The 24,356-nt window shown below is 48.7% G+C and carries 26 protein-coding genes; 12 read left to right on the top strand and 14 right to left on the bottom strand.

Annotated elements, in window-relative coordinates:
* Positions 1–170 precede the first annotated feature (170 nt).
* From DW350_RS00675 to DW350_RS00660, 4 genes are all read left to right on the top strand, one after another.
* Entirely contained in the window at positions 171–1,949 is a 1,779-nt protein-coding gene (locus DW350_RS00675) for a methyl-accepting chemotaxis protein (RefSeq protein WP_192954763.1), read from the top strand.
* A gap of 196 nt (positions 1,950–2,145) precedes the next feature.
* Positions 2,146–2,640: a pantetheine-phosphate adenylyltransferase gene (coaD, locus tag DW350_RS00670; RefSeq protein ID WP_115717013.1), complete on the top strand. Its 495-nt coding sequence runs from the start codon at positions 2,146–2,148 to the stop codon at positions 2,638–2,640.
* Positions 2,641–4,059, top strand: a complete 1,419-nt coding sequence (locus DW350_RS00665; protein WP_115717012.1) for a capsule assembly Wzi family protein — start codon at positions 2,641–2,643, stop codon at positions 4,057–4,059.
* An 8-nt stretch (positions 4,060–4,067) separates the two neighbouring features.
* Entirely contained in the window at positions 4,068–4,616 is a 549-nt protein-coding gene (locus tag DW350_RS00660; protein ID WP_115717011.1) for a hypothetical protein, read from the top strand.
* 27 nt (positions 4,617–4,643) lie between these two features.
* On the opposite strand, the gene DW350_RS00655 is transcribed toward DW350_RS00660, so the two are convergent.
* Complete coding sequence (locus DW350_RS00655) at positions 4,644–5,612, bottom strand: glycosyltransferase family 8 protein (protein WP_115717010.1); 969 nt, start codon at positions 5,610–5,612, stop codon at positions 4,644–4,646.
* A 145-nt stretch (positions 5,613–5,757) separates the two neighbouring features.
* Positions 5,758–6,651 carry a hypothetical protein gene (locus DW350_RS00650; protein ID WP_115717009.1) on the bottom strand — a complete coding sequence of 298 codons (894 nt, stop codon included), beginning with the start codon at positions 6,649–6,651 and terminating at the stop codon, positions 5,758–5,760.
* A gap of 247 nt (positions 6,652–6,898) precedes the next feature.
* Between DW350_RS00650 and DW350_RS00645 the strand changes: the two genes are divergently transcribed.
* A complete protein-coding gene (locus DW350_RS00645; RefSeq protein ID WP_115717008.1) occupies positions 6,899–8,011 on the top strand; it encodes a glycosyltransferase family 9 protein in 1,113 nt (370 codons plus the stop codon).
* Between the two features lie 561 nt (positions 8,012–8,572).
* On the opposite strand, the gene DW350_RS00640 is transcribed toward DW350_RS00645, so the two are convergent.
* The 6 genes from DW350_RS00640 to folE2 all read right to left on the bottom strand — a co-directional run bounded on the left by DW350_RS00640 (position 8,573) and on the right by folE2 (position 14,058).
* Entirely contained in the window at positions 8,573–9,577 is a 1,005-nt protein-coding gene (locus tag DW350_RS00640) for a glycosyltransferase (RefSeq protein ID WP_115717007.1), read from the bottom strand.
* Between the two features lie 91 nt (positions 9,578–9,668).
* Complete coding sequence (gene mutM, locus DW350_RS00635) at positions 9,669–10,478, bottom strand: bifunctional DNA-formamidopyrimidine glycosylase/DNA-(apurinic or apyrimidinic site) lyase (protein WP_115717006.1); 810 nt, start codon at positions 10,476–10,478, stop codon at positions 9,669–9,671.
* Between the two features lie 9 nt (positions 10,479–10,487).
* Entirely contained in the window at positions 10,488–11,168 is a 681-nt protein-coding gene (locus DW350_RS00630; protein WP_115717005.1) for a glutathione S-transferase family protein, read from the bottom strand.
* Between the two features lie 58 nt (positions 11,169–11,226).
* Positions 11,227–12,594 (bottom strand): dihydroorotase, encoded by a 1,368-nt coding sequence (locus tag DW350_RS00625; protein ID WP_115717004.1) that lies wholly within the window; start codon positions 12,592–12,594, stop codon positions 11,227–11,229.
* Positions 12,595–13,155 carry a gamma carbonic anhydrase family protein gene (locus DW350_RS00620; RefSeq protein ID WP_115717003.1) on the bottom strand — a complete coding sequence of 187 codons (561 nt, stop codon included), beginning with the start codon at positions 13,153–13,155 and terminating at the stop codon, positions 12,595–12,597.
* Positions 13,156–13,164: 9 nt separating this feature from the next.
* Positions 13,165–14,058: a GTP cyclohydrolase FolE2 gene (gene folE2, locus DW350_RS00615; RefSeq protein ID WP_115717002.1), complete on the bottom strand. Its 894-nt coding sequence runs from the start codon at positions 14,056–14,058 to the stop codon at positions 13,165–13,167.
* Between the two features lie 98 nt (positions 14,059–14,156).
* On the opposite strand from folE2, the gene DW350_RS00610 reads away from it, so the two are divergent.
* A complete protein-coding gene (locus DW350_RS00610) occupies positions 14,157–14,375 on the top strand; it encodes a hypothetical protein (protein ID WP_115717001.1) in 219 nt (72 codons plus the stop codon).
* A gap of 87 nt (positions 14,376–14,462) precedes the next feature.
* On the opposite strand, the gene rpmG is transcribed toward DW350_RS00610, so the two are convergent.
* The 3 genes from rpmG to radC form a co-directional block, all read right to left on the bottom strand.
* Positions 14,463–14,630, bottom strand: coding sequence for a 50S ribosomal protein L33 (gene rpmG, locus DW350_RS00605; protein WP_115717000.1), 168 nt, complete (start codon positions 14,628–14,630; stop codon positions 14,463–14,465).
* 10 nt (positions 14,631–14,640) lie between these two features.
* Positions 14,641–14,877 carry a 50S ribosomal protein L28 gene (rpmB, locus tag DW350_RS00600; RefSeq protein WP_115716999.1) on the bottom strand — a complete coding sequence of 79 codons (237 nt, stop codon included), beginning with the start codon at positions 14,875–14,877 and terminating at the stop codon, positions 14,641–14,643.
* Between the two features lie 113 nt (positions 14,878–14,990).
* Positions 14,991–15,665 carry a RadC family protein gene (radC, locus tag DW350_RS00595; protein WP_115716998.1) on the bottom strand — a complete coding sequence of 225 codons (675 nt, stop codon included), beginning with the start codon at positions 15,663–15,665 and terminating at the stop codon, positions 14,991–14,993.
* Between the two features lie 238 nt (positions 15,666–15,903).
* Between radC and DW350_RS00590 the strand changes: the two genes are divergently transcribed.
* The 5 genes from DW350_RS00590 (at position 15,904) to DW350_RS00570 (ending at position 19,490) form a co-directional block, all read left to right on the top strand.
* Positions 15,904–16,431 (top strand): hypothetical protein, encoded by a 528-nt coding sequence (locus DW350_RS00590; protein WP_115716997.1) that lies wholly within the window; start codon positions 15,904–15,906, stop codon positions 16,429–16,431.
* 158 nt (positions 16,432–16,589) lie between these two features.
* Positions 16,590–17,789, top strand: a complete 1,200-nt coding sequence (gene coaBC, locus DW350_RS00585) for a bifunctional phosphopantothenoylcysteine decarboxylase/phosphopantothenate--cysteine ligase CoaBC (RefSeq protein ID WP_115716996.1) — start codon at positions 16,590–16,592, stop codon at positions 17,787–17,789.
* Positions 17,786–18,244: a dUTP diphosphatase gene (dut, locus tag DW350_RS00580; protein ID WP_115716995.1), complete on the top strand. Its 459-nt coding sequence runs from the start codon at positions 17,786–17,788 to the stop codon at positions 18,242–18,244. Before coaBC ends, dut begins: the two co-directional genes overlap by 4 nt.
* Positions 18,245–18,339: 95 nt before the next feature.
* The gene (gene slmA / locus DW350_RS00575; protein WP_115716994.1) at positions 18,340–18,924 is read left to right on the top strand and encodes a nucleoid occlusion factor SlmA; all 585 of its coding nucleotides are present in this window, start codon (positions 18,340–18,342) and stop codon (positions 18,922–18,924) included.
* Positions 18,925–19,115: 191 nt separating this feature from the next.
* Positions 19,116–19,490: a DUF5362 domain-containing protein gene (locus DW350_RS00570; protein ID WP_115716993.1), complete on the top strand. Its 375-nt coding sequence runs from the start codon at positions 19,116–19,118 to the stop codon at positions 19,488–19,490.
* Between the two features lie 42 nt (positions 19,491–19,532).
* Here DW350_RS00570 and DW350_RS00565 read toward each other — a convergent pair whose 3' ends face one another.
* The 3 genes from DW350_RS00565 to rph form a co-directional block, all read right to left on the bottom strand.
* Positions 19,533–21,671: a TonB-dependent siderophore receptor gene (locus DW350_RS00565; RefSeq protein WP_115716992.1), complete on the bottom strand. Its 2,139-nt coding sequence runs from the start codon at positions 21,669–21,671 to the stop codon at positions 19,533–19,535.
* A 187-nt stretch (positions 21,672–21,858) separates the two neighbouring features.
* A complete protein-coding gene (gene pyrE, locus DW350_RS00560; protein ID WP_115716991.1) occupies positions 21,859–22,500 on the bottom strand; it encodes an orotate phosphoribosyltransferase in 642 nt (213 codons plus the stop codon).
* Between the two features lie 44 nt (positions 22,501–22,544).
* Positions 22,545–23,258, bottom strand: coding sequence for a ribonuclease PH (rph, locus tag DW350_RS00555; protein WP_115716990.1), 714 nt, complete (start codon positions 23,256–23,258; stop codon positions 22,545–22,547).
* A 138-nt stretch (positions 23,259–23,396) separates the two neighbouring features.
* Between rph and DW350_RS00550 the strand changes: the two genes are divergently transcribed.
* On the top strand, positions 23,397–24,260 hold the full coding sequence (locus DW350_RS00550) for a YicC/YloC family endoribonuclease (protein ID WP_115716989.1): 864 nt from the start codon (positions 23,397–23,399) through the stop codon (positions 24,258–24,260).
* Positions 24,261–24,356 lie beyond the last annotated feature (96 nt).

Here is a 24,356-nt window from a genome sequence, read left to right as displayed (position 1 = left end):
CCAAGAAGAGCTAATCCGTCAAGAGGATCATAAAGATGTCGAAACTTTTGTCTTCCATGAGTGTAAGGAAGAAACTCTTTGCACCTGTTTTCTTACTTGTCATTTTACTGCTATTTGTTCTTGTTTTTTTCTTTAAGAACCAAAGCCTTATTGGTAAGACACAGAATGAGATGTCGCAAAATAGCGACTTTGTTAAGAATATTTATGCGCTGTCTGAGCAGGTGGGAAAGTTCACCAACACCGAACAGGGTTACAGTGAGCTGGCAAAGCATTTTCAAAGCTTGGTCACTCGCCTTGGTAACGACAGCACTGCCACCGGCCAAAGCTTTAAAGATCACATGGCCACTATGGCTAAAAAGTCCGACACCATAAATCAGCTGTTTGAGCGTAATACCACTCTAAACCAGCAGGTGCAGAGCATTGCTGACAATTCCATAAATCAATCAGACAGTTACATTTTGTCGCTAAGCAAACAATTGGCCGACCCGGTAGCACGCAGCCAAGTATCGACCTTTGAGCGACAAATCATTGCTGCCGCCTTGGTGCATACCACCAGCACCTACAACATCAAACTGATATTCCAGCGTTTAAAGCACGACCCAAACGCCGCCAGCGAACTGATGCGTAACCTGGATGAACTGGACAAAGCATCCGAAGCCGCCCTTGAACAGCTAAAAGGCTCGCCGATGCTTGAGAAGGCGCAGCAAGCCAACAAGGCGAACCTGGATATTCGTAGGCTTTCAAAAGAGTACATCGCTAATATCGGGCAAATTCAAAGCTTAAATAAAGACATAAACCAAACACTGGCCGCTATGTTGGCTAAGGTAAACAGCCAGAGCGATAAACGCATCAAAGGCGTGTTTGATAGTATCTCGGCCAGCTTGCTGCAGATTTTGTTAGGGATAACGGTTGTTGTTGTCCTCACCATTGCGATGTCCGTGGTTTTTGCCACCTCAATCGCATCGCCTTTAAAAGAGCTGGGCCGGCTGATCAACCAGTTAGCCTCTAAGGGTGGCGACCTTACCTTCCGCATTCCATTAAAACGCAGCGATGAAATTGGCCAATTGGCAACCGGAGTTAACCGCTTTTTAGAAACGCTGCAGGACATCTTTAAAGGTGTCGCCGATAACGGCAGACAAATAGCGGATTCAGCCAAAGAGGCGGCCAAACTAAGCCAAGTGTCGGTACAGCAAATGGACCGCCAGCAGAAGGAAACCTCCAGCGTCGCGACGGCTTTTAACGAGATGGAAGCCTCTATTCAAGAGATAGCCAATAATGCCTCAGACGCTGCCGACAAGGTGCAGCAAGCGGATAACAGCGCCAATGAAGTGGTCAGCATTATCAGTACCACCATTGATAACGTGAACAATCTCGGCCGAGAACTGGAATTGGCCACCTCGGTTATTGGCCAGCTCAACCAAGACAGCCAGGATATCGGCGGCATTCTTGATGTGATCCGCGCTATCGCCGAGCAAACCAACCTATTGGCACTGAACGCCGCCATTGAAGCGGCTCGCGCCGGTGAACAAGGACGCGGTTTTGCCGTGGTAGCTGACGAGGTGCGATCGCTAGCGCAGCGCACCCAGTCATCTATCGAAGAGATTCACGGCATGATCTCAAAGCTGCAAACGGCGTCGCAGCGGGCAACCGACGTTATTGTCAAAGGTAATGAGCAAATCGGTGTTACCACCGAAAACAGCCAAGTGGCTGGCGGTGGCGTGCAGAATATTTCCGGGCTGGTCTCCGCCATTGCCAGTATGAACATTCAAGTTGCCAGTGCAGTGGAAGAGCAAAGCGCCGTGGTGCAGGAAATTAACCGCTCCATTCAGCAAATTCAGCAGCTTTCCGAGCAGAGTAGCCACTCTGCCAAGGCGTCCAGCAGCTCGGCTGATGACCAAGCCGTCGCCGCTGAGCATTTGCTGGAACTGATTGGCAAATTCAAGGTGTAACAACACAAAGGCCCCGCCAGCGCGGGGCCTTTAATGCAGTGAAATATGCAAACCCAATCAGAAACAGCCTGTTACATTGCCCATTCTGGCCAGCAAAAGATGGTCTCGGCTTCCCTTCCTATAGTATCCTTGCCAGCTATACCCAGGGCTCAATACGCACGTTGATTCTGACAGCAAAGGACAGCCAGGAGCTATTATGACCGTCAGGGTGATCTACCCCGGAACCTTTGACCCTATCACTAACGGCCACACCGATCTGGTGGAAAGAGCGTCGCGACTGTTTAGCCATGTGATTGTGGGCGTCGCTGCCAACCCGTCAAAAAAGCCACTTTTCTCATTAGAGGAAAGGGTGAAGCTCGCCAACAAAGTGGTTTCTCATTTGCAGAATGTAGAAGTGGTGGGTTTTTCTGGCTTACTCATCGATTTTGCGACCAAAAACAGCGCCACCGTTTTGATTCGGGGCCTAAGAGCGGTGTCGGACTTTGAGTATGAGTTTCAGCTGGCTAACATGAACCGTCGGCTAAAACCTGACCTCGAATCGGTATTTTTGACGCCTGCAGAGGAAAATTCGTTTATTTCCTCCACTTTAGTCAAGGAAGTGGCACTTCACGGCGGTAATGTTTCCCAGTTTGTTCATCCCGAAGTGGCCGAAGCTTTGATAAAAAAGGTCAAAAGAGACAAGGATAACTAAATGCTTTTTCGCGTTAGTGCGTTAGCCTCGTTGGTGTTAATAAGCAGTGCAGCGGCAGCCAAAGGTGTTAGCCCCTATCTGCCATTATCACTGTCGCCAGAGATAGAACATCAAGTTGAAAGGGTGATGATCCTGGCCGATCAGCCGGTGATGACTAGGCCAATCCCCGCAGCTGCAGTACTAGCAGCCCTTCCTAAAGCCTGTAAAAAAGACGAGGCACTTTGTGAACAAGTGCATAGTTATCTTGACCGCTTAATGCAGCAGGTGGGTGTTAGCCAGGCGAGCGTCGAGGCAAGTGTCACCAATAACAATAGCAATATCACCTTAGCCAATAGCCACGGTATGGACGCCGCTAGCCATTACCAAGCCTCTTTCAGTGGTTACTGGCAGCCTAGCGATTACCTGTTGTTCAATGCTGGCTTTGTAAGCTACCAGGGTGATACAACGCCAACCGGAACCATGGTGAGTGTGGGTACAAACTACGCCCAACTCGACATCGGCTACAGGGACCATTGGCTGTCTCCCATGACCGATAGCTCGATGCTCATTAGTACTAATGCGCAAACAATGCCATCGGTGACATTGTCAAATTACACACCAATCAGCATTTTCAATGTTCACTACGAAATGTTCTTAGCGCAAATGAGTAGCTCGGACCACATCGTCTATAACGACGGTTATACGTCTGGCCATCCGATGCTGGCAGGACTACATCTCTCATTTGAACCCATTGAAGGCTGGTCTCTGGGCATTAATCGCGTTATGCAATACGGTGGTGGTGCCAGAGGCGGTAAGAGTCTTAAGGACGTTATTAAAGCTTATTTTGATCCTTCTGGGGAAGATAACGCTAAAAATGGCCAGACTGCTGATCAGCAATTTGGTAATCAGGCTGCCTCATTTACTAGCCGTATTATTTTTCCGGGAGAAGTGCCTTTTTCTGTGTATTTTGAATACGCAGGGGAAGACACCTCAAAAAGTGAAAACTGGAATCTCGGTAATGTAGGTTTGTCCGGAGGCATTGATTTTCCAAAACTTTGGAATAACTGGGACCTGACAGTAGAAATGTCCGAGTGGCAAAATGGTTGGTATACACATCACATCTATTTAGATGGATTAACCAATAATGATGTAGTTATTGGTAATTGGGCGGCTAACCAACGAGTGTTTAATGACAGCGTTGGTGGGCGCAGCCTAATGGTTAAATTAGGCTGGCAGCCTCACTTTGGAGGCTTGGCTCAGTTTCAATTCAGGACTGTGCAAAATCAAAACTATGGAGAATATGACTATCAAAGAGGCCTGGAGTTAACCACCAGCTACTCTTTTCCATGGCGCAATTATATGGTTGGTGCTGAATTGCTGGTTGGCAGGGATACCCTCGGCGAAAACTACGATCGCCTAAGCGCCTATATTCATTTTTAAGGACATGCATGAAAAACGTAATTTGTGGCTCACTATTGTTGGCAACCTGTAGCTTAGGAGCGCATGCTGAAGTGTTCGTCGATATTGGCGTTAACGAAAATAAAGTTGATGTCAATCTAACCGATGGTGATCCAGCCTCTTATACCAACGCTAAGCTCGGCTATCATGCCGGTTTGGGCGCCCGCAGAAAAGCCTCTGACAACAGTGATATTGGCTTTCGTATTGAGGTTGATAGTATCGATGGTAAAAATATGCTTGCAGTTAGAGCATTCGATTATCGGTATAAATTTAATAGCGACTGGGCTGTTAGCGCATTTTTAGGTGGTGCTCGTTACAACTTAGCCACGCCGGCATTTGGATATTACACAGGTGTAGGGGTCGCAAAACTTAACATCATGCCAGGTTGGGATCTTAATTTTGATTTACGATATGGTAATAAAGTTGCCAGAGATAAATTAGAACCTAGTGATACAAGTAGCACCGGCTACAGTGATCGCCCTGATGTGTTTTATAGTATATACAGCGCTAGTTTGTATCTATCCTATAAATTTCAGTGAAGTAATATCTTCTATAAATAGAAGATGTTATCCATGATGTTCGTATAAATCATATCCTTGCCTTTTGTAACGCTGTTGCCATCGATATTTACGCCATTGTTTTTTGAATAAACTAAATTTTGACCATAGGCCGCTTTTAGATTTACGGGCCGGAATCACTGGATTATCAGCGTAAAATAGGGCTAATGAATTATATCGATCATACTCGGCAGCCAGTGGATGATAGCAGGGAGATAACCAAGGTTTAGACCAGCCAACATAGTGAATGATAGCCGGGTGCCATATAGCATCCTGATATTGCCCACTGCTCTTAAAACGGTTGATTTGGTTCGACTCTCTATATAAGCCTGATTGGTGATTCCACTTCAGAGGTAACCGTAGCCAGTGGCCTCGGAATACGCCATTGAAAGCGCATTGATCGTTAGTACAGATTAATTCAGGATTATTTAGTTTAAATTCCCGTACCTTTTCAGAGAGCTTATTAATTCGCCATTTTTCTAAATCAATTAGTAAAACACCAGAATTAAAATAGTCATCCTGATTCAATTTAGATACGCGATAGGTATGCTGGGATATATTTTCAACTGCCCCCACAGCATATTCACCCAGATCGATATCCCAGAGTTCTTGTAAATCACCTTTTATAATAAGATCACAATCTAAATAAATCGCCTTTTTAATTGAATCATCAAAGAGTTCCGGGATAGAAATCCGATAATAAGTCGGTTTTGATATATGTGCATGCGTTGGAAAATCAGCATACATCTCACTGTCGAGGTCTAAAAAAGTTAATTGACTACCCCTGCTAGCAACATCATCCACCATCTGTTGCTTTTTCTTCTCGGCAATGCCACCGTCGATAATGAAAAGATGAAAGCGTTCGGGGCGGCTAGTATTTTCTAAAAGTGATATAAACATTACCCCTAGCGGATAGGCGTAATTGTCATCACTACTAGCAACCACTGGAATGGCGTCATCCGGTAAGACCGCTTTCATCTACTATTAGTCCATCTAAGCATAAATTTTCACCCACCAAGCATAACATTACTTCCATAATATGTGTAAATTTACTTGCCCATCCGGCTGTTATATTGCTTATCGGATTCATCTCTAAATGTTAAATGCTAAGGCGGTCGACAAACTACCTTTCTCTAACGACCAGTTCCGCATCAAGCAATAGCGCTTCTTTGAAAGCCGACGAATAATTAAGAATCGCTTGAAACTGGTCATCATTTTTCCCAGCACTTACATTAATATCGTGAAGGCTTTCGCTAGCCTTAATCAATGGCAGAAGATCTACATTATATTTTTCTACTCGTTTTGCCTTAAAACCATTAACCACAGTAATAAATTTAAGCCATAAATCATCAGCGCTTGGACTTAAATATAAGAAACTGTCTTTACTTTCTGCCAATCCAATTAGAGAACCCACAGGATAGTAAACTCCTGATGATCCTGTTGGAAGAAACGAAAATTTTGGGTATTGGAAAGATAATGCGTCAGATTTATTTAACCAGTCACGATACTTTAGGAATGATCCGTTATCGTGAATAATGTAATGGCCACGATATGCCAAGACCACATTAGGAAAGGCTTCAGATTCTTTAATTAATCTTTCTAACCACCAGCTCGGATAATAAACATCATCATCAATAGTAATAAGTGGCTTCCCTAAATCATAAGTATAGAAGGCTTTTTTATATGAATTTAGATTTTCAGAAACAACTTTAATTTTTAAGCCTCGATTTAAGTAGCGATTTATTTTTTTGGGATAGCCACCATATTTACTTATATCTTCTTCACTTATAACCAGAATCACTTCATATTTGTAAATACATTTCTGTATAAAAATAGATTCTAGCACAAGAAAAATAGAATCAAATCTTTTATAATAGGACGTAATGGTTATAATAAAATGGCCATTATCATAAACTTTTCCTTTATTAAAAAAAGACGAACATATTAAATACAATTTTAAAAAAGTAGATCTTATCTTCTTTATTTTTTTCTTATACTTTTTCTTTAAATAATTCATTTCAATCAGACCCTTAAGTGAAAAGATACCATTTACTAATTGAATATGGTATCTTTACAAGATAAAATCCCTATTTTAAGTCATACCTCTTTTTTATCATAACAACAATCATAATACAGTAACAAAAACTAAAGTACCCTCCAAAAATTGTCGATATATTGAACGTGTCTTCCACTAAGTCTTAGCTTAGAAAAAGCGATTCACTCGCTAACCTGATGCGGATTTTATAGTAACAGGAACATTGCAAATGTTGAGTAAAATTAGAGCAATATGGCGAAGTCAACGTAATAAAAGAAAAGCTAAAAAACTGAAAGCCGCTCAGGCTAAGTGGGACAAACGTTTCAGTGATCAATCTTTCAGTTCAGACAAGATACACAAAGTGGCATTGCTTCGCTGGGATGACAAACTCGGTGATGCCATCACATCCACTGTCTTTATTTCCGCCATTACTAAGCACAGACCTGATATCGAAGTTACAATATTGACAGGCAAGGTTTCAGCACAACTTTTTGTCAACATACCAGGAAATGTGAAAGTTGAGGTTCTAGACAAGAGAAGTTGGGATACCGCGAAATCACTGAGTTATTATAAAGAAAATTTTGATCTTGTTATTGAATTAGGGTCGCGTCTTGGTGACAGAGATCTTTTTGCACTCTATCAATTGCAAGCTCCCCATTACCTGGGATTTGATAAAGATGATTATCAAATCTTCGACCAAACACTTCCGACTACACATAAGCACTTTGTTGATCGTTATCTGGCAGCCGCTCGACTGCTTTGCCCCGAATCCCCACTTGAGAGAAAATTTTACATCTTAAAAGATAATACAACAGAACATCAAGCAGAGGTATTTTTTTATAATCTGGCAACGACCGGGCCTAAGGTAGTATTAAACTTATTCGGCTCGGCGCTACATCGTCAATTCAAAGAAATTGAAGCCAAAGAATTAATAAATTGGTGGCATGAGCAATTCCCTGAGCATCAACTCATATTACTACGCGTACCTGGCAAAGATCTTATGTTAGAAAAGCTAGCTGCTGAGACTACGGCCTTATTAACGCCAACACCAGCCAGTTTAGCTCTAACAATGGCCATCTTACGCCAAACCGATCTTGTATTTTCACCCGACACCTCAGTAGTACACTTTGCAGGTGCTTTAAACAAACCTTTAGTCACTGTTTACAATAATGACCAAAACAACTTTCGTGAGTGGGCGCCGATATCGGATAATAATAGTGTTATATTTAGCCGTTCACCAGCTTTCCTTCATGAAAAGATCAATGTCTCTGACTTTGATAAAAGTCAACTCAAAGAAGCAATATGCAATGTACTAAAAAAATCAAGCGCTAAAAATGACTAGCTAGCAGTGATCTTTAAAATAAAAACTTCCAAGCCAATATACGCTTTTTTGTTGTTCTTCATTGGCACAACGCATTAGATAATATGCAGTATAATCAATTTGACTTTATATTCTAAAAGAGAAAAAGACTATAAAGCGTATATTACTATAAAAATATAACCCTGTTTAAAATTTACTTTAATTTCCGAATAATGCTTAAGAAACAGACCAGAACTAGCTTAAACTTTTATTTTCAACACTTCGACATTCCAATAAAGAGTCTCTATTGGGAAGAGTAGCGTAAAGAATTTCACCAACTATTTATTACGTGCCAAAGTATGATTTTTATCAGGCAAGGGAGTAGTTACCATCGGCACGAACCTAAGCCTTGTAGATATGGTCCTAACACCACGTGTCCGAATTCATCAAGATAATGGACTATTATAATCCCATTCTTCAACTTTTTATCGTCATCAGATCAAATCAATAATTTTATCAACAAAAATATTAAAAGTAGAGTGAATTTTCACACAATTTAAATTTGATATTAAACACGATCTAAAAAGACCGTGTCTAATAAAATTATCCCATAACTCTGAAGTAATAAATAATAAAACTATAACGTATAGCTTTCCATAACTCGCTAAATTTCAAAGGTCTAATGAAGAGTATTTTTAACATTCCTTTCTTTATAATCTCGCGAGCTAAATGTCTACGTTCACTGGATGGAGAAAGCTTTTTCATCATGAGAGAAATCATTTCTCGAAGTTCTCTTTTCATTTGTTGTAGTAATGCAACTTTAACAAGTTCTTTTTCTTTTAAGGAAAGTGCTAGGATAGCGCTTATTATTAATTGATAACTTTTAATTCTTTTCATCGCACCAGAATGACTCGCATCTTTAGTTAAGGACGAGGTATTACTAATACGATAACCATAAGTAGGATCTTTATAAAAACCTAAACGTTGGCAAACCAATGCTAACTCAGTTGTCCATAGAATATCAGTATGAACATCCTGTGTTTTTCCCTCTGCAAATCTCAACTTGTTAGTTTCGATTAGAGAGCGTTTAGTAAGTTGAAGCCAACAAAAATGTGGCCATTCTTTTGCGTTAACTGCAGAGATTATCCATTCTCTTCCTGATAAAATTCTCCCCCAGGGCTGCTTTTTTAATAGGATATTACTTCTATCATAAGTATCTAGTTCTTTGAATGAAAAGCCATTACCAATAAGACAATCAAGTTCATTTTCTTTCGCTTTACAAAGCCAAAGACCGAGCTGTTTGCTATCTAAAAAGTCATCAGCATCAGCAAAATAAATCCACTCACCACAAGCTACGTTGAGGCCAACATTTCTGGCAACTGATACCCCTTGATTTTTTTGATCGATAACAGTGCAATTATCATGTTTTTGCTTAAAATAATTTAATTTATTTAATGAATCATCAGTTGAGCCATCGTTAATAAAAATAACCTCATATGAAATATCAACTTGCTGATTTAAGGCATCAAAAAAGAGGTCGAGATACTGTTCACAGTTATAAACGGGCACGATAATACTAATATCTATTTTTTTATATTCTTTTTCCATTTCGCTCTAAACCTTCTCAAAAAACCGATACAACAAATTCTTTTTGTACTTAAATAATATAGCGACCTTATAAACCCACTCACTTAGTAATTCAACGCTGACAAAGAGCGCAAAACACCGTACTGCGCCCACCAAGGCGCACTTCTTGAAGCTCGGCACCACAGCTGGCACAAGGTAAGCCTTTGCGCCCATAAACCTTTAGCTCTTGGGCAAAATAGCCTGGCTTACCATCAGCGGCAGTGAAATCTTTTAAAGTGGTACCACCTTGTTCAATGGCTCTGGCCAATACGGTTTTAATCGCACCTGCAAGTGCAATGTAGCGCTCTTTACTGATGTTATTGGCCGGGCGGCGCGGGTCGATGCCGGCCATAAAAAGCGCTTCATTGGCGTAAATGTTACCCACCCCAACCACGACCGGGTTTTCCATAATAAAGGTCTTTACTGGCACTTGCCGTTTGCGGCTTAAGCTAAATAATCGTTCACCGTCAAAATCATCGGTAAGGGGTTCTGGCCCTAATTTCGCAAGCAGGCTGTGCTGCTCACCCGGCGGCACAAACAGCCAGGCGCCAAAACGGCGCGGGTCGGTATAGCGCATAACCTGGCCAGTGGTGAGGACCAAATCGACGTGGTCATGTTTCAAAGGCGCTACCTTTTCCGGCAAAATCCGCAGTGCCCCGCTCATCCCTAAATGCACCAGGGCACTGCCCATGGCGGTTTCAATCAGCAGATACTTAGCGCGGCGACTTACCTTTTCTATTACCTGGCCTTCAAGCAAGGTAAGCGCTTCAGGCACCGGCCAACGCAGGCCACGTTGGCGCACTTCAATGCGGGCAATACGTTGGCCAAGAAGATAAGGCGAAACGCCGCGGCGGGTGGTTTCAACCTCGGGTAACTCAGGCATGCAATATCCTTACAGCGGGTAACAAAAACGGTATTGGTTAAGGCCGACAAAACGCTCGGCTAGACGCCGGCGCCACGCCAGTAGTTCAGGGCTGTCAGTCAAGAAGTCATCTTCCCAGGTTGCCGCGGCCCACAGTATCGAGCCGAGCAAACTTAAATCGCTATAACCCGGCGCCTTACCGGCAAAAAAGGGCTGGCCAGCGAGTTTGGCGGTGTAGTTTTCTAGCACGTTGGCTAACTGCACTCGGTCGGCTTTTTGGCCGCAATCTTCTAAACGGCAACCAATTTGTGCTTCCCGGCTTTGGCGAAAATAGACCTGGTCGCCAGGTGTCAGCAAGCCATGAATAACCGGCAGCAAAAACCAGCGAATGGCACTATTAAAATCACTATTGCAGCCGTCCATAAAGGCTTTGGCCTGCGGCTTGCCTTCTGGAAAAAGAGTTGGCCCCGGATAGGTTTCTTCGAGATAACAGGCAATATCCCAAGATTCAAAAAGCACCCGGTCGTTATCAAACAGCACCGGCACCTTGCCTTGGCCCGATGCCGCTATAGCGGGCTTGTCGTTATAACGCCAAGGCTTAGCGTCAAAGTTGATGCCTTTTAGCCAAAGTGCAAGGTGGATGCGCCAGCAGTAAGGGCTGAAACGGCGCTCTGGGCTGGCGCCAGCTAGCTCAAAAAGCGTGCAAGACATAGGGACCTCCCTCGGTTTTGCCTAGCATAACCAGCAGGGAGGTCACTGTCAGCAGCAGTTAATGGCAGGAAAGGGTTTCATTAAAGCTGAGCGTCTGGCCCTTAGGCGAGCCAACCAAGCTTTCGTTTTCAACCACCACTTGGCCACGCACCACAGTATGAATAGGCCAACCGGTGATTTCTTTGCCGTGATAAGGGCTCCAGCCACTAACACTGGCGATCCAGTCGTTAGTAATGGTGCGCTTCGCCGCCAAATCCACCAGGGTAAGGTCAGCATCATAGCCAAGGGCAATACGGCCTTTACCGGCCAAGCCAAAGATGCGCGCTGGCCCCGCTGAGGTTAAATCAACCAGCCTTTGTAAGCTGAGCTTGCCGGCATTGACATGGTTAAGCATCACCGGCAGCAGTGTCTGCACCCCGATCATGCCGCTGGGCGATTGCGGGTAAGGCTGGGCTTTTTCTGACAAGGTGTGAGGGGCATGGTCACTACCAATCACATCGACCGTACCGTCGTTAATCGCCTGCCAAAGGGCTGCTTGATGGTGCTTATCCCGCACCGGCGGGTTCATTTGTGCCAAGCTGCCAAGGCGTTCATAACATTCTGGCGCCACCAGAGTTAAGTGATGGGGAGTCACTTCTACCGTAACCAACTTTTTATGTTGCATTAAAAACGCCATTTCGTCGGCGCTAGAAACATGTAAAACGTGTAGCCTGCGGCCACACTCTTCGGCAATGCCCACCACCCGCTGCGTTGCCATTAAAGCACTCGTGACATCACGCCAAACCGGATGCAGCCGCACGTCATTGCCAGCCTGCTGTTTTCGTGCCCGAAGCCTGGCTTCATCCTCGGCATGCACAGCAAGCCGGCGCTGGCCATGGCTTAAAATTTGCCTTAGTACCTGCTCGTCGTCCGCTAATAAATCGCCAAAAGAGCTGCCCATAAACACTTTCACGCCAGCACAGCCTGGTAATTTTTCAAGTTCGGGCAACTTTGCGATGTTGGCGGCACTGCCACCGATATAAAAGGCGTAGTCGCACCAAGCCCCTTTTTGGGCCCGGTCTAACTTCGCTTGCAGGTCTTCAGCGCTTAACGTCAATGGGTTGGTATTAGGCATTTCAAAAATACCGGTAACCCCGCCCAATACCGCGCCACGGGTACCCGCTTCGATGGTTTCCTTGTGCGTCATTCCCGGTTCGCGAAAGTGCACCTGGCTGTCGATGACGCCGGGCATAACGTGCAGCCCTTTGGCATTGAGTACCTTTTTGGCCTGCCAGCAACCGGCCAACTGGCCCAAGGCAACAATGCGCCCACCAATGCAGGCAATGTCGAGTTGTTGTTCACCATTAGGCGTAATAACGGTGCCACCGGTGACCAAAAGGTCGGCCAAACCGCTGGCGAGCTGCTGCTCAAAAGTTTCGGGGGACATTTAGAACTCGTTTTGAATGCGTTTGTAACCGGCAACCAAGCTGTTATTGGTGCGCGCTACATCTTCAGAAAAGGCACTGGCATCAACCGGCACCTGGGGCATCGTCGCTAAATTCGTGTGAGAGCCAATGCGTTCGGTCGAGCGAACATAAAAGCCAGCGGGAAGCACACAGCCGTCAACCACAGCGTTGTAACGCACCACGCAACCATCACCGATGGTGCAATTAAACAGGACACTGTTAAAACCGATAAAAACGCCGTTACCCACAACACAGGGGCCATGGACAATGGCACGGTGGGCGATAGAGGTATTCTGGCCAATGGTTACCGCCGCACCTGATTTAGAATGGATCACAACCCCGTCCTGGATGTTGGAGTGGGCGCCAATAACAATAGGGTCAATGTGGCCATCGGCATCCTGTTCATCAGCACGGATCACCGCATAAGGGCCGATAAAGACGTTCTCTTGCACTATCACTTTGCCGCACAAAATAGCGGTGGGGTCGACAAAGGCACTGCTGTGAATTTGCGGCTGATCGCCGCTGGGGTTCTTTCTAATCATTAGGCCGCCTCACAGCACCGAACCGGCCCAGGCCGTGGCGTCATGGGGGTGCAAACTTTCAAGATGCTGCACATGCACCGCCGCTTGCTCGTTTAAGCACCCTTTTATCAGCCGGGCCGCATCTTCAACAAACATCAGGTTCTGCCCATTTAGGGCGGCAAAGGCCTGCTCATCCGCGCGCTTCACGGCAGTTTGCACCGGCGTTCCTAAGGCGCCCTCGATACGGTTAATTAGCGCTAACAAGCCAAGGTCATCAACCTCCTCAACCAGCGGCACGGTAACGGTAGCCAGGCTACGCTGGCTGTGTGGGGTAGCCAAGGTGGCATTACTGCGCAGCCAAATCGCCACTTCCGCCGGTGTGAGCGAGGCATAGTCACCAAAGCTGTCAATAAAGGCTTGTTCAATCAGTTGCCGGGATAACGCCGCAGAACATGGGCAGGTAGAAGAGTAGGTCACCTGTACTTGTGCCGTTAACGAGAAAACGCCTTTTATTAAACGCGCCTCTAGGGTTACCGGATAGGCTTTGTAGCCCGCAAGCGCCGGTGTTTTCAAGGCTGGCCGCTTTGCCATTAGCTTAAACTGCAGGCGCAGGCGGGCATGTTGGCTGCCACAATCAGCATGGCTTGCAATCATGTCAGCCAGCAGGGTTTTTAACGCCACCGGCGTTAAGGCCTGGCCCTCACTGACCCTCTCTAACAGACCATAAAGCCGCGACATGTGGATCCCCTTGATGGTGGGGTCGGGCAGATCTACTTGCAGATCGGCGGTTGCCGATAACTCACGCCGGTAACCTGGTTCTACCAAAGTAACAGGCAGGTCAATGCCTTCCATTCCTACCCAATCCAGGGCGATTTGGCTGGACGCCTTTTCGGTAACAGAGACATCAGGCAGCGCTATGGTCATGTCAACATCCACTAGGGCTTGATAAATGGGCCACAACCATACATGTTATAACATAACAAACGCAACTAAAGAGGAGCCGTCACCGACGAGACCTAACGATGCTTATCCCAGAAAATTACCAACAATGGCGCCACTGCATTACGGTTGAATGCGGTATCACTCTCACGCCCGCCTACCTTGCAGAACGCCTCACGGTCTGGCGCAGCGCCAACTGTGAAGAAACCCTGCGCTTTCGGCGGCGTTATGGCGACAACCATTGGCGCTCGGTGTTGGCCTGGTTTGAACAGGCCCAAAAAGAAATAGGCCAACACGCCTAACCCACTCGTTGCTTGCACCAGACAACCCAAATTGCAGGCACAAAAAAACCCGACCTAAGTCGGGCTTTTTCGCAAGGAAGTAAAATCTTATTTGATTTTGGCTTCTTTGTAGGCAACGTGCTTGCGCACAACCGGATCGTACTTTTTGATTTCCATCTTTTCCGGCATGTTGCGTTTGTTTTTATCGGTGGTGTAGAAGTGACCAGTGCCAGCAGAGGAAACCAGCTTGATCTTCTCACGAATACCTTTTGCCATGGTTTACCCCTTAAATCTTTTCACCACGGGCACGAATGTCGGTCAGAACCGCTTCGATACCCTTTTTGTCGATAATACGCATACCCTTGGTGGACAGACGCAGCTTAACGAAACGGTTTTCGCTGGCTACCCAAAAACGGTGGGTTTGCAGGTTAGGCAGAAAACGACGACGGGTCTTGTTGTTAGCGTGGGAAACGTTGTTACCCACAACCGGACCCTTGCCGGTTACTTGGCATACTCGGGACATTGTAAATAATCTCCAAAAAACATCAGCTCGAGCGATCATCACCTCGAGGCCGTCGCCTCAGGCGCAGAGAGGGCGCAATTTATACAGAAAAGCGTCCACAAGATCAAGAAAGATCACAGCCATCCGCGCTCGGCGAAGGAAATCGCCTCGCCATCCCCTATCACTAAGTGGTCCAGCACCCTAACATCAACCAGCCCAAGCGCTGCATTAAGCCTTTCGGTAAGCTGCCGGTCGGCCTGGCTTGGCTCGGCAATACCTGACGGGTGATTATGCACTAAGATCACCGCCGCCGCATTGGCGGCAAGCACCGATTTTACCACCTCTCGCGGATAGACGGCGGCGCCATCTAAGGTGCCAAAGAATAACTCATGCAGCTTAATAACCCGGTGCTGGGCATCTAGCAGCAACAAACAGAACACCTCGCGCGGCTGGTCACGCAGGCGGCTTAGCAAATAACGGCGCACATCATTAGGGCAACTCAGTACGGCTTCGCGGGCCAGTTTTTCACCCAAGTAGCGCTGCGATAACTCCACGGCAGCTTGTAACTGCACATATTTTGCCAGGCCCAGCCCCGGCGCTTGGCAAAAATGCGCTTGGCTGGCGTTCATTAAATCCCGCAGGCCACCAAAATACCCCAGCAGTTCCCGGGCCAAGGTCACCGCATCTTTGCCTGCTACACCCACCCGCAAAAAAATCGCTAACAGCTCGGCGTCACTTAATGCCTGTGCGCCACGGGCCACTAACTTTTCTCTAGGTCTTTCCGCCTCCGGCCAATCCCTGATAGCCATAACGTCCTCCTTGACGACAGACTGTTAACTGTAGGCAACCAGGCTTTAATTGCGAAGAAGGTAAACAAAAGGTTGCAATAGTCACAGCGAAAGTTGCACCTCAGGCGCGAGTTATCGATCATAAGGGTCGCTTTAAATAACACCTCTCACTGCTTTTGATAGCCAGACTTGGGTATCTGCCGCTTTTTAGCCCGGCGTGAAAGGAACACCCATTGATAGAAAAAGACGGATCGCCCCGATGAAGAAATCCTTATTTGCGTTAGCGCTTTGCGCCTTTGCCAGCCAAGCCACAGCAGCCGCCAAACCCTGGCAACACCCGCTGCAATGCGTTGACGTTACCGCCGTTAAATCCAGTGACACAGTGCCGGATATTGCCATGGGCATCGCCCACTGCTTAAAAGAAGGCAAAGCAAAACAAGCCGCTGAATTAGCGCAGGTTTTTACCGCTTTCGGGTTATATGACGTTGCTCGCGTTGCCGATAAGTCAGCCTACGGTGCGCGCGACGCCGCTGCCAAGGCCGCCATTGACGAACTGGGGGTTAGCCAATCGCAACTTGCCGCTATCGGCCCCTATAGTGAACAGTTACTCACCAGTCACAATGCCCGCCAGCACTACTGCCAAGCACTGCATAAACTGGCGCCACCGTCTTATGCCCCCGATTACATGATTGCCTTTGGCAAGCACCCACAAAAACCCGCCATCAAGGCCGACTTTAAGCCACAAGCAGCCTGGCAACAGGCAGTAAAATCGGCGATGTGCCACTAATAAACGCTTTAACAGGCCGCACTAATAAGCGGCCTTTTTTGAAGGCGCTTGCGCGCGATAAAAAGCCGCCAACCCGCTATTGCCCGCCTTTTCGATAGGGACAAGGCCGCCATGAAATATGCTATCTTAGCCACCTTGTTCTGGCAGGAAGAGATTCCATGAGCCTTTCGACAAAACGCATTCTGCTTGGCATCAGCGGTGGCATTGCCGCCTATAAAAGTGCCGACCTGGTTCGGCGTTTAAAAGAGCGCGGCGCCGATGTGCGGGTGGTAATGACCACCTCAGCCAAGGAATTTATTACACCGCTGACCCTGCAAGCGCTGTCCGGCAACCCGGTGGGTGACAGCCTGTTAGACCCGTCAGCAGAAGCTGCCATGGGCCACATTGAGCTGGCCAAATGGGCCGAACTGATTGTGGTGGCGCCAGCTTCAGCAAACCTGATAGCCAAAGTGGCCGCCGGCATTGCTGACGATCTGTTAACCACACTGATTTTGGCCTCTGCCGCGCCTTTGGCCCTGGCACCGGCCATGAACCAGCAAATGTATAAAGCCAAGGCTACCCAAGATAACCTTACGCGGCTTAGTGCTCGCGGCGTGGCACTTTGGGGCCCTAACGGCGGCGAACAAGCCTGCGGCGATGTTGGCCCGGGCCGCATGCAAGAGCCACTGGAGCTGGTGGCCCAAGCCGAAGCGCTATTTGGCCCCAAACCCTTGGCCGGTAAAACCCTGGTGCTGACCGCCGGCCCTACCCGCGAACCGCTCGACCCGGTGCGGTATTTGTCGAACCACAGCTCCGGTAAAATGGGTTTTGCCATTGCCAAGGCCGCTGCTGAGATGGGTGCCGAGGTCACGTTAATCGCCGGGCCGGTAAACCTGGCAACCCCAGTTGGCGTAAAGCGTATCGACGTTAGCTCGGCCCTTGATATGCACCAGACGGCCCTGAGTTATGCGCCCGGCACCGACCTTTTTATCGGCTGCGCGGCAGTGGCTGATTACCGGCCAGTGGCAAGTGCCGAGCACAAGATTAAAAAAAGCAGCGACACCTTGACGGTGGAGATGGTGAAAAACCCCGACATCATCAGTGATGTGGCTGCGCTTGGGCAGCGCCCTACCCTGGTGGTGGGTTTTGCTGCCGAAACCCAGGACGTGGAGCAATATGCTCGACGCAAGCTAGAGCGCAAAGGGTTGGACCTTATTGCCGCCAACGCGGTGGGTAATGGCCTGGCCTTTGGCACCGACGACAACCAGCTCACCTTAATAACCCCAACCGAGACCCAAGTACTGCCAACCGCGTCTAAAGCCGAATTGGCGAAGATGCTGCTGGAAAACTTGGCCAAGCAATTGAGTAAAAAGCCATGACACAACCAATCCAACTCAAAATCCTCGACCCCCGGGTGGGCAATGAATTCCCGCTGCCGGCTTATGCCACCGAAGGCTCAGCAGGCCTTGATTTAAGAGCTGTTATTGATGGCCCTATCGAACTGGCACCAGGCGCCACCACCCTTATTCCCACCGGCCTTGCCATTTACATTCAAGACCCAGGTCTTTGCGCCACCATTTTGCCGCGCTCCGGCCTTGGCCATAAACACGGCATAGTGCTGGGCAATCTGGTGGGCTTGATTGATTCTGATTACCAGGGCCAGCTGATGGTATCGGTGTGGAACCGTGGCCAAGACAGCTTCACCATCGCCCCCGGCGAGCGTATTGCCCAGTTGGTGTTTATGCCGGTAGTGCAGGCGCAATTTGACGTAGTAGACGAGTTTCAGGCCACGGAACGCGGTGAAGGGGGCTTTGGCCACTCCGGGCGTCATTGATTCGGCTTTTTTCCACCCTGAACACAAGATAAACTACTGCTACTTCTAGGGGTTTCCTTACCGGAGCCCCGTTTCATTTGCAGGGAAGTAGTAACATGGCCAACGCCAAAACCAGCCGCAGAGACCAGATACTTCAAAGTCTGGCACAGATGCTGGAAACCCAAGCAGGACAACGGATCACCACCGCTAAACTTGCCGCGCAAGTGGGTGTTTCCGAAGCCGCCTTGTATCGCCATTTCCCGTCCAAGGCGCGCATGTTTGAAGGGCTTATCGATTTTATCGAAGAGTCTCTGGTTTCCCGTATCAACATGATACTGCGCGACGAAAAAGATACGCTGACCCGTATCTATCACATGTTGCACCTGCTGCTCGCTTTTGCAGAAAAGAACCCCGGCCTGACCCGTATCATTAACGGCGATGCATTGCAGGGGGAGCAGGAAAGATTGCGCGAACGCATTGAGTTGCTGTTCCAGAAACTGGAAACCCAGCTCAAGCAAATTCTGCGGGAACGTAAATTGCGTGAAGGCAAAGGCTTCATCGTTGACGAAGCCGTGCTAGCCAACTTGCTGTTGGCCTTTACCGAAGGCCGGATCAGCCAATTTGTGCGCTCCGGCTTCAAGCACAAACCCACGGAAGGCTTCGCCGCTCAGTGGCAGCTCATCGAACAGCAGCTGCTCTGAAAAGCCCCAGGCAAGGACGCCACCTTAGCGTTACCCAACACGACACTTTTCTAAAGGCTGTGGTCAACCAACCCAGCCGCAGGCATAGTGCCAAACACCGCACTAATGGCCGATAACAACGCTTGCCACCGCTGACCAATTCAGCCCGTGGCCCCGCTTTTAACCGCTTTATTTACTTCAAGGAGTGAAGCATGCAAACCGAACAAGAAAGCCTTATTCAACAGCTAACAACCCCTTTATTCCAAGCCAAGGGCTGGATGAAGCTGATGGGGGTGCTGTTTATTATTGGTGGCGTCATTCAAGCCCTGAGTATCATCGGTATTCTTTGGGCCTGGCTGCCCATCTGGCTGGGTATTTCACTGTTTCAATGCGCCCGCGCTATCGAAAACGCCCAACTCAGTGGCTCAACCGAGGCACTGGCAGAAGCTAACCGCAAGCTCAAAACCTATTTCACCATTATGGGGGTTTCGGCCCTGGTAGGCGTATTGCTAACGGTGGCGTTCTTCCTGCTGGGCGGCATTGGCATGCTGATGAGCATGAGCGGCCACATGGGCGCCTATCAGTAAGGCGCACCATAAAAAAAGGCACCCTTGTGGGTGCCTTTTTTATTAGAACTTATAGGTTGCCGTGGCATAAACCCGGCGATGCTCGCCCGGAAACTCGCCAATTCGCCCTAAAAAGCCGCTAACTGCATACTTTTTATCGAACAGGTTTTTCACATTCAACTGGAATAGCCAAGTGTTCCAGTTGGTTTGCCAGGCCGCATCAAAGACATTGTAAGCCTTGACGCGATAGCCATCTTGGGAGAACTGTTCCGACACATAGTTGCTGCCAAAAGAGATGGCCGAAGCAATACTTTTAAAATCATATCGGGTCCAAATACCCAGCTGATTACGGGGTGAATTAGCAAAACGCTTGCCGTCGTAGGAGCGGCTAATACCGTCGGTGGCATCTTTTACCACGGTATCGTTGTAGGCGTAGTTAAGGTTCAGCACCCAGTTTTCGGTCAAGTCGCCAATCAGGTCCATTTCCAACCCCTGGCTGCGCACCTTACCCAGCGCAACGTATTTGTCGGTATCGTCGGGGTCGGTTTGCAAAATGTTCTTCTTAACGATGTGGTAGGCCGCCAGGTTCAAATTAATGCGGTTATCAAGCCAGTAGGTGCGCAAACCCACTTCGGCTTCCTGGCTTTCTTCCGGGTCGAAGGGGCCGCCGGCACTCGATAGCTGGTCAGACACATCCTGCGGCACAAAACCGTTAGCCCAGCTGAGGTAGGGGTGCAGGTTGTCGTTAATTTTGTATGTACTGCCGATGCGGTAAGACACCCAGTGGTCACTGTAGCTGTCGCTTTCGTCGGCTTTGTGGTCATCAATTTTGTCGTCAAAACCGCCAAAGCGGGCTGAACCGGTGACGTCCCAAGCTTGGGTAATACGCCACTGGTCTTGCACATAAAGGCCGTAGTTAATGGCTTTAGAGTGGGTGTCGGTAACCAGGTGCATAACATAGGAGTTAGGGTCGGTTACCCCATATTGCGGGTCGTCATAGCTGATCCCCACGACACCATCAGCGGTGTTAGCACGGTAATACAGGAAATCTTGGTTTTGCTGGAAGAGCTCGGCCCCCACCAACAGGGTGTGGTTGTCTAGCTGCGCCACGGCATTGGCCGTTACAGAGCCCGCGTTGTTTTTCCGGTTCTGGTCACGGAACTGCCGTTCGGTGTAATCCGCCACGCCGTCACCGTTGGTGTCGGTCATGCTAGTGGGCTCGTGGTACTTTTGCAGTTCCTGGTTGTGGTAGTAGCGCAGCGTGACATTGGTAGAAAGCCAACTGTTGATGTCGTGGTCGAGCCGCGCTTGGTAAGAGGTGGCTTCGAGCTGTTCAAAGTCGGATTTTTCATTCTGGTTCCAGCGCATGCTGGTCAAAAAGTTACCGTCTTTGTCGGTAGGAATACCCCGCATCCGGGCGCCAGACTCATGCTCTTTTACATTGGTCAGTTGCAAGGTAAGGGTGGTGTCTTCATCCAAATCAATGGCGTAGCCACCATCAAAAACCCGGTGGCGACTGTCGGTGTTGTTACGGTAGGGGTTTTCATGATCTTGGTAAAAGCCCAGCCGATAACGCTGGTCGGCCCCGGCGGTAAGCGGCCCAGACAGCTCAATACTGGCCGAGTTGAACTGGTCATTACCGGTCTTTAAGGTCAGCTTGTTGTTCGGGGTATAGCTGGGCTTTTTGGTCACGTAATTGATTAAACCGCCCGGGTCCCCTGCCCCGTAAAGCGCACCACTTGGCCCTTTAAGCACCTGAACCTGCTGGATATTAAACAGCAATGGCGTTGAAAAATCGCCGTAGGGGTCACCCTGCACACCGTCATAGCGCACATTGTCTTGGCGAAAGCCGCGAAAGGTTACCCAGGAATAGTTGTACTGACTGACACCACTAATAGAGCGGTATAAGTCGCTGATATCAGTGGCACCTTGGTCTTCAATGAGTTGCTCTGGCAGTACCTGCACCGTTTGCGGTGTGCGTTCGATGGGCGTTGGGGTTTTCAGGGCAGTGGAACCGTCATCAACCCGATACAGCGACAGCGCCCGGCCCTTTACCGTGATGTGTTCAACATCGCTACTGTCACTTTTGGTTTGCGAGGCACTGGTGCCGGTTGTGGCAGTTTGGGATTGGGTATCTGCATAAACAGGTTGCAAATAGCTGGCCGCAAAAACAGCCAAAGGGAGCAAGGCAAAAGACTTCATTGAAAGGCCAAGGAAAAATCACAATGGCCGTAATTTAAATGAAAAACATTCTCATTTCAATAAAGTTAAGGACAAACCAAATGACGCAGATAAAAGAAAGGCCAGAGTAAACTCTGGCCCAGTGTCTTTGCAGACATTCAACGAAGGCTAAGCGCCTTAAACGTCCTTGTTTCCTTGCAACAAGAGGTCAGACCCCATATTGCGTGCGATAGTTCCGTACCGCGGCTAACGCCTCAGCCAGTTCAGGCTTTTGTTCGAGGAAGGTCACAAGATCGGCCAAGGTAATAATGCTAATCACCTGGCAGCCAAAATCCCGCTCCACTTCCTGAATTGCTGACAACTCACCTTTGCCCTTTTCTTGTCTATCCAGAGCAATTAATACACCGGCAAGTTCAGCGCCTTCTGCTTTTATTATCTCCATCGACTCACGAATGGCAGTACCGGCGGTGATCACATCGTCAACCAACATGATCTTGCCCTTAAGCGGGCTACCCACCAGGCTGCCACCTTCACCGTGGTCTTTTTTCTCTTTGCGATTAAAACAGTAGGGATAGTCTTTATCGTGCTGGTCACTCAAGGCCACCGCCGTGGTGGTAGCAATGGGAATGCCCTTATAGGCAGGGCCAAACAGCACGTCAAAATCGATGCCCGCATCCACTAGCGCGTCGGCGTAGAAACGGCCCAATTTTGCCAAGTCACGGCCAGTGTTAAAAAGGCCGGCATTAAAGAAGTACGGGCTTTGACGGCCCGACTTTAAGGTAAAACTGCCAAAGCGCAGCACTTGGCGTTCAATGGCAAATTCAATAAAGGCTTGTTGATAGGCTTTCATGGCACTTTCCTAAAAAAACGGGGCCAAGGCCCCGTTCAATTCATTCAAGCCAGCGCAGCGCGCTGGGCAGTAAAGAGTTGGCTGATACCGTTTTCAGCCAGCTCCAACATGGCGTTGAGGTCTTGGCGGCTAAAGGGCTCTGCTTCGGCGGTGCCTTGCACCTCAATCATGCGGCCGTCTTCGGTCATCACCACATTCATATCGGTTTCGGCGCTGGAGTCTTCCACGTAATCAAGGTCACAAACGGCGGTACCTGCCACCATGCCCACCGACAGCGCCGCCACCATTTGCTTAAAGGGGCTGGCTTTAATTTTCTTCTGCTCAACCATCCAGGTCAACGCATCAAACAGGGCCACACAACCGCCGGTAATGGCCGCGGTGCGGGTGCCGCCATCGGCTTGGATCACGTCGCAATCAACGGTGATGGTAACATCGCCCAGCTTGGTTAAATCCACCGCCGCCCTCAGGCTACGGGCAATAAGGCGCTGAATTTCCATGGTCCGGCCCGACTGCTTGCCCCGCGCCGCTTCGCGGTCATTACGGGTGTGGGTGGCGCGTGGCAACATGCCGTACTCAGCGGTTACCCAGCCTTGGCCTTTGCCTTTTAACCAGCGCGGCGCACCTTCAACAACAGAGGCGGTGCACAAAACCTTGGTGTTACCAAAGGCCACCAGCACCGAACCTTCGGCGTGCTGAGTGTAATGGCGGGTAATACTAACCTCACGGGTTTGGCTGGGGGTTCGGCCGCTGTGTCGCATGAAGAGTCCTGGCTGAAAGAATTGGCGGTCATTATAAAGGAAGGGGCCAATAAGGGCCACGCCAAGGGCGGCGCTTGAGACTTTTCACTGCAAGGCGCGAATGTGGGATACTGGGCGCAAATCGATAAGGACGCCCTTATGACTTACAGCATGACCGCCTTTGCCCGTAAAGATGTACGGGCCGACTGGGGCACCGCCTCCTGGGAAATTCGCTCGGTTAACCAGCGCTATTTAGAAACCTATTTTCGTCTGCCCGACGCCTTTAGAAGCTTAGATCCGGTGCTGCGTGAAAAACTGCGCGCCAAGCTCAGCCGCGGCAAAGTTGAAGTGCAGCTGCGCTATGACTTTGCCAACGCCGACGCCAACTCCCTAGCCTTTAACAAGGCCCTGGCCGACATGCTGATGGCCCGCGCCAGCGAGCTGGCCACCAAGGCGCCGCAGTCAAACATTAATGTGGTTGATATTCTGCGCTGGCCCGGGGTAATGAACGCCCCAGAAGCCGACCTTGATGCCATCAGCGAAGAACTGCTGGCCGCCTTTGACGACGCCTTAGAAGACTTTATTGCCGCCCGCGGCCGCGAAGGTGACACCCTTAAAGTCCTTATCGAAAGCCGTCTTGAAGGCGTGCTGGTGGAAGTGGCCAAGGTGCGGGAAAAAATGCCCGAAGTTTTGGTCTGGCAGCGCGAGCGCATGCAAAACCGCTTCGAAGAAGCCAAGGTTGAGCTGGAACCGGGCCGCCTTGAGCAAGAAATGGTGATGCTGGCCAGCCGCATTGATGTGGCCGAAGAGCTAGACCGCTTGGAATCCCACGTTAAAGAGACCCGTAAAATCTTTAAAGGCAAAGGCGCCATTGGCCGCCGCCTGGATTTTATGATGCAAGAGTTTAACCGCGAGGCGAACACCCTGGGTTCAAAATCCATCAACAGCGAAATTACCGCCAGCTCGGTGGAATTAAAAGTGCTGATTGAGCAGATGCGCGAGCAAATTCAAAATATCGAATAACGCCGTTTCTACAAAAAAGCCCCGCTTTGGTGGGGCTTTTTTATTTCAGTTCCCCCGTTTTTAAAAATCCAAGCGCCGTCACAAAGCGGTGTGGGT

The sequence above is a fragment of the Gallaecimonas mangrovi genome, assembly GCF_003367375.1.
Classification (GTDB): Bacteria; Pseudomonadota; Gammaproteobacteria; order Enterobacterales; family Gallaecimonadaceae; genus Gallaecimonas; species Gallaecimonas mangrovi.
The sequence above is the reverse complement of the archived record's forward strand: the minus strand, read 5'-3'. Positions and strand labels throughout refer to the sequence as shown.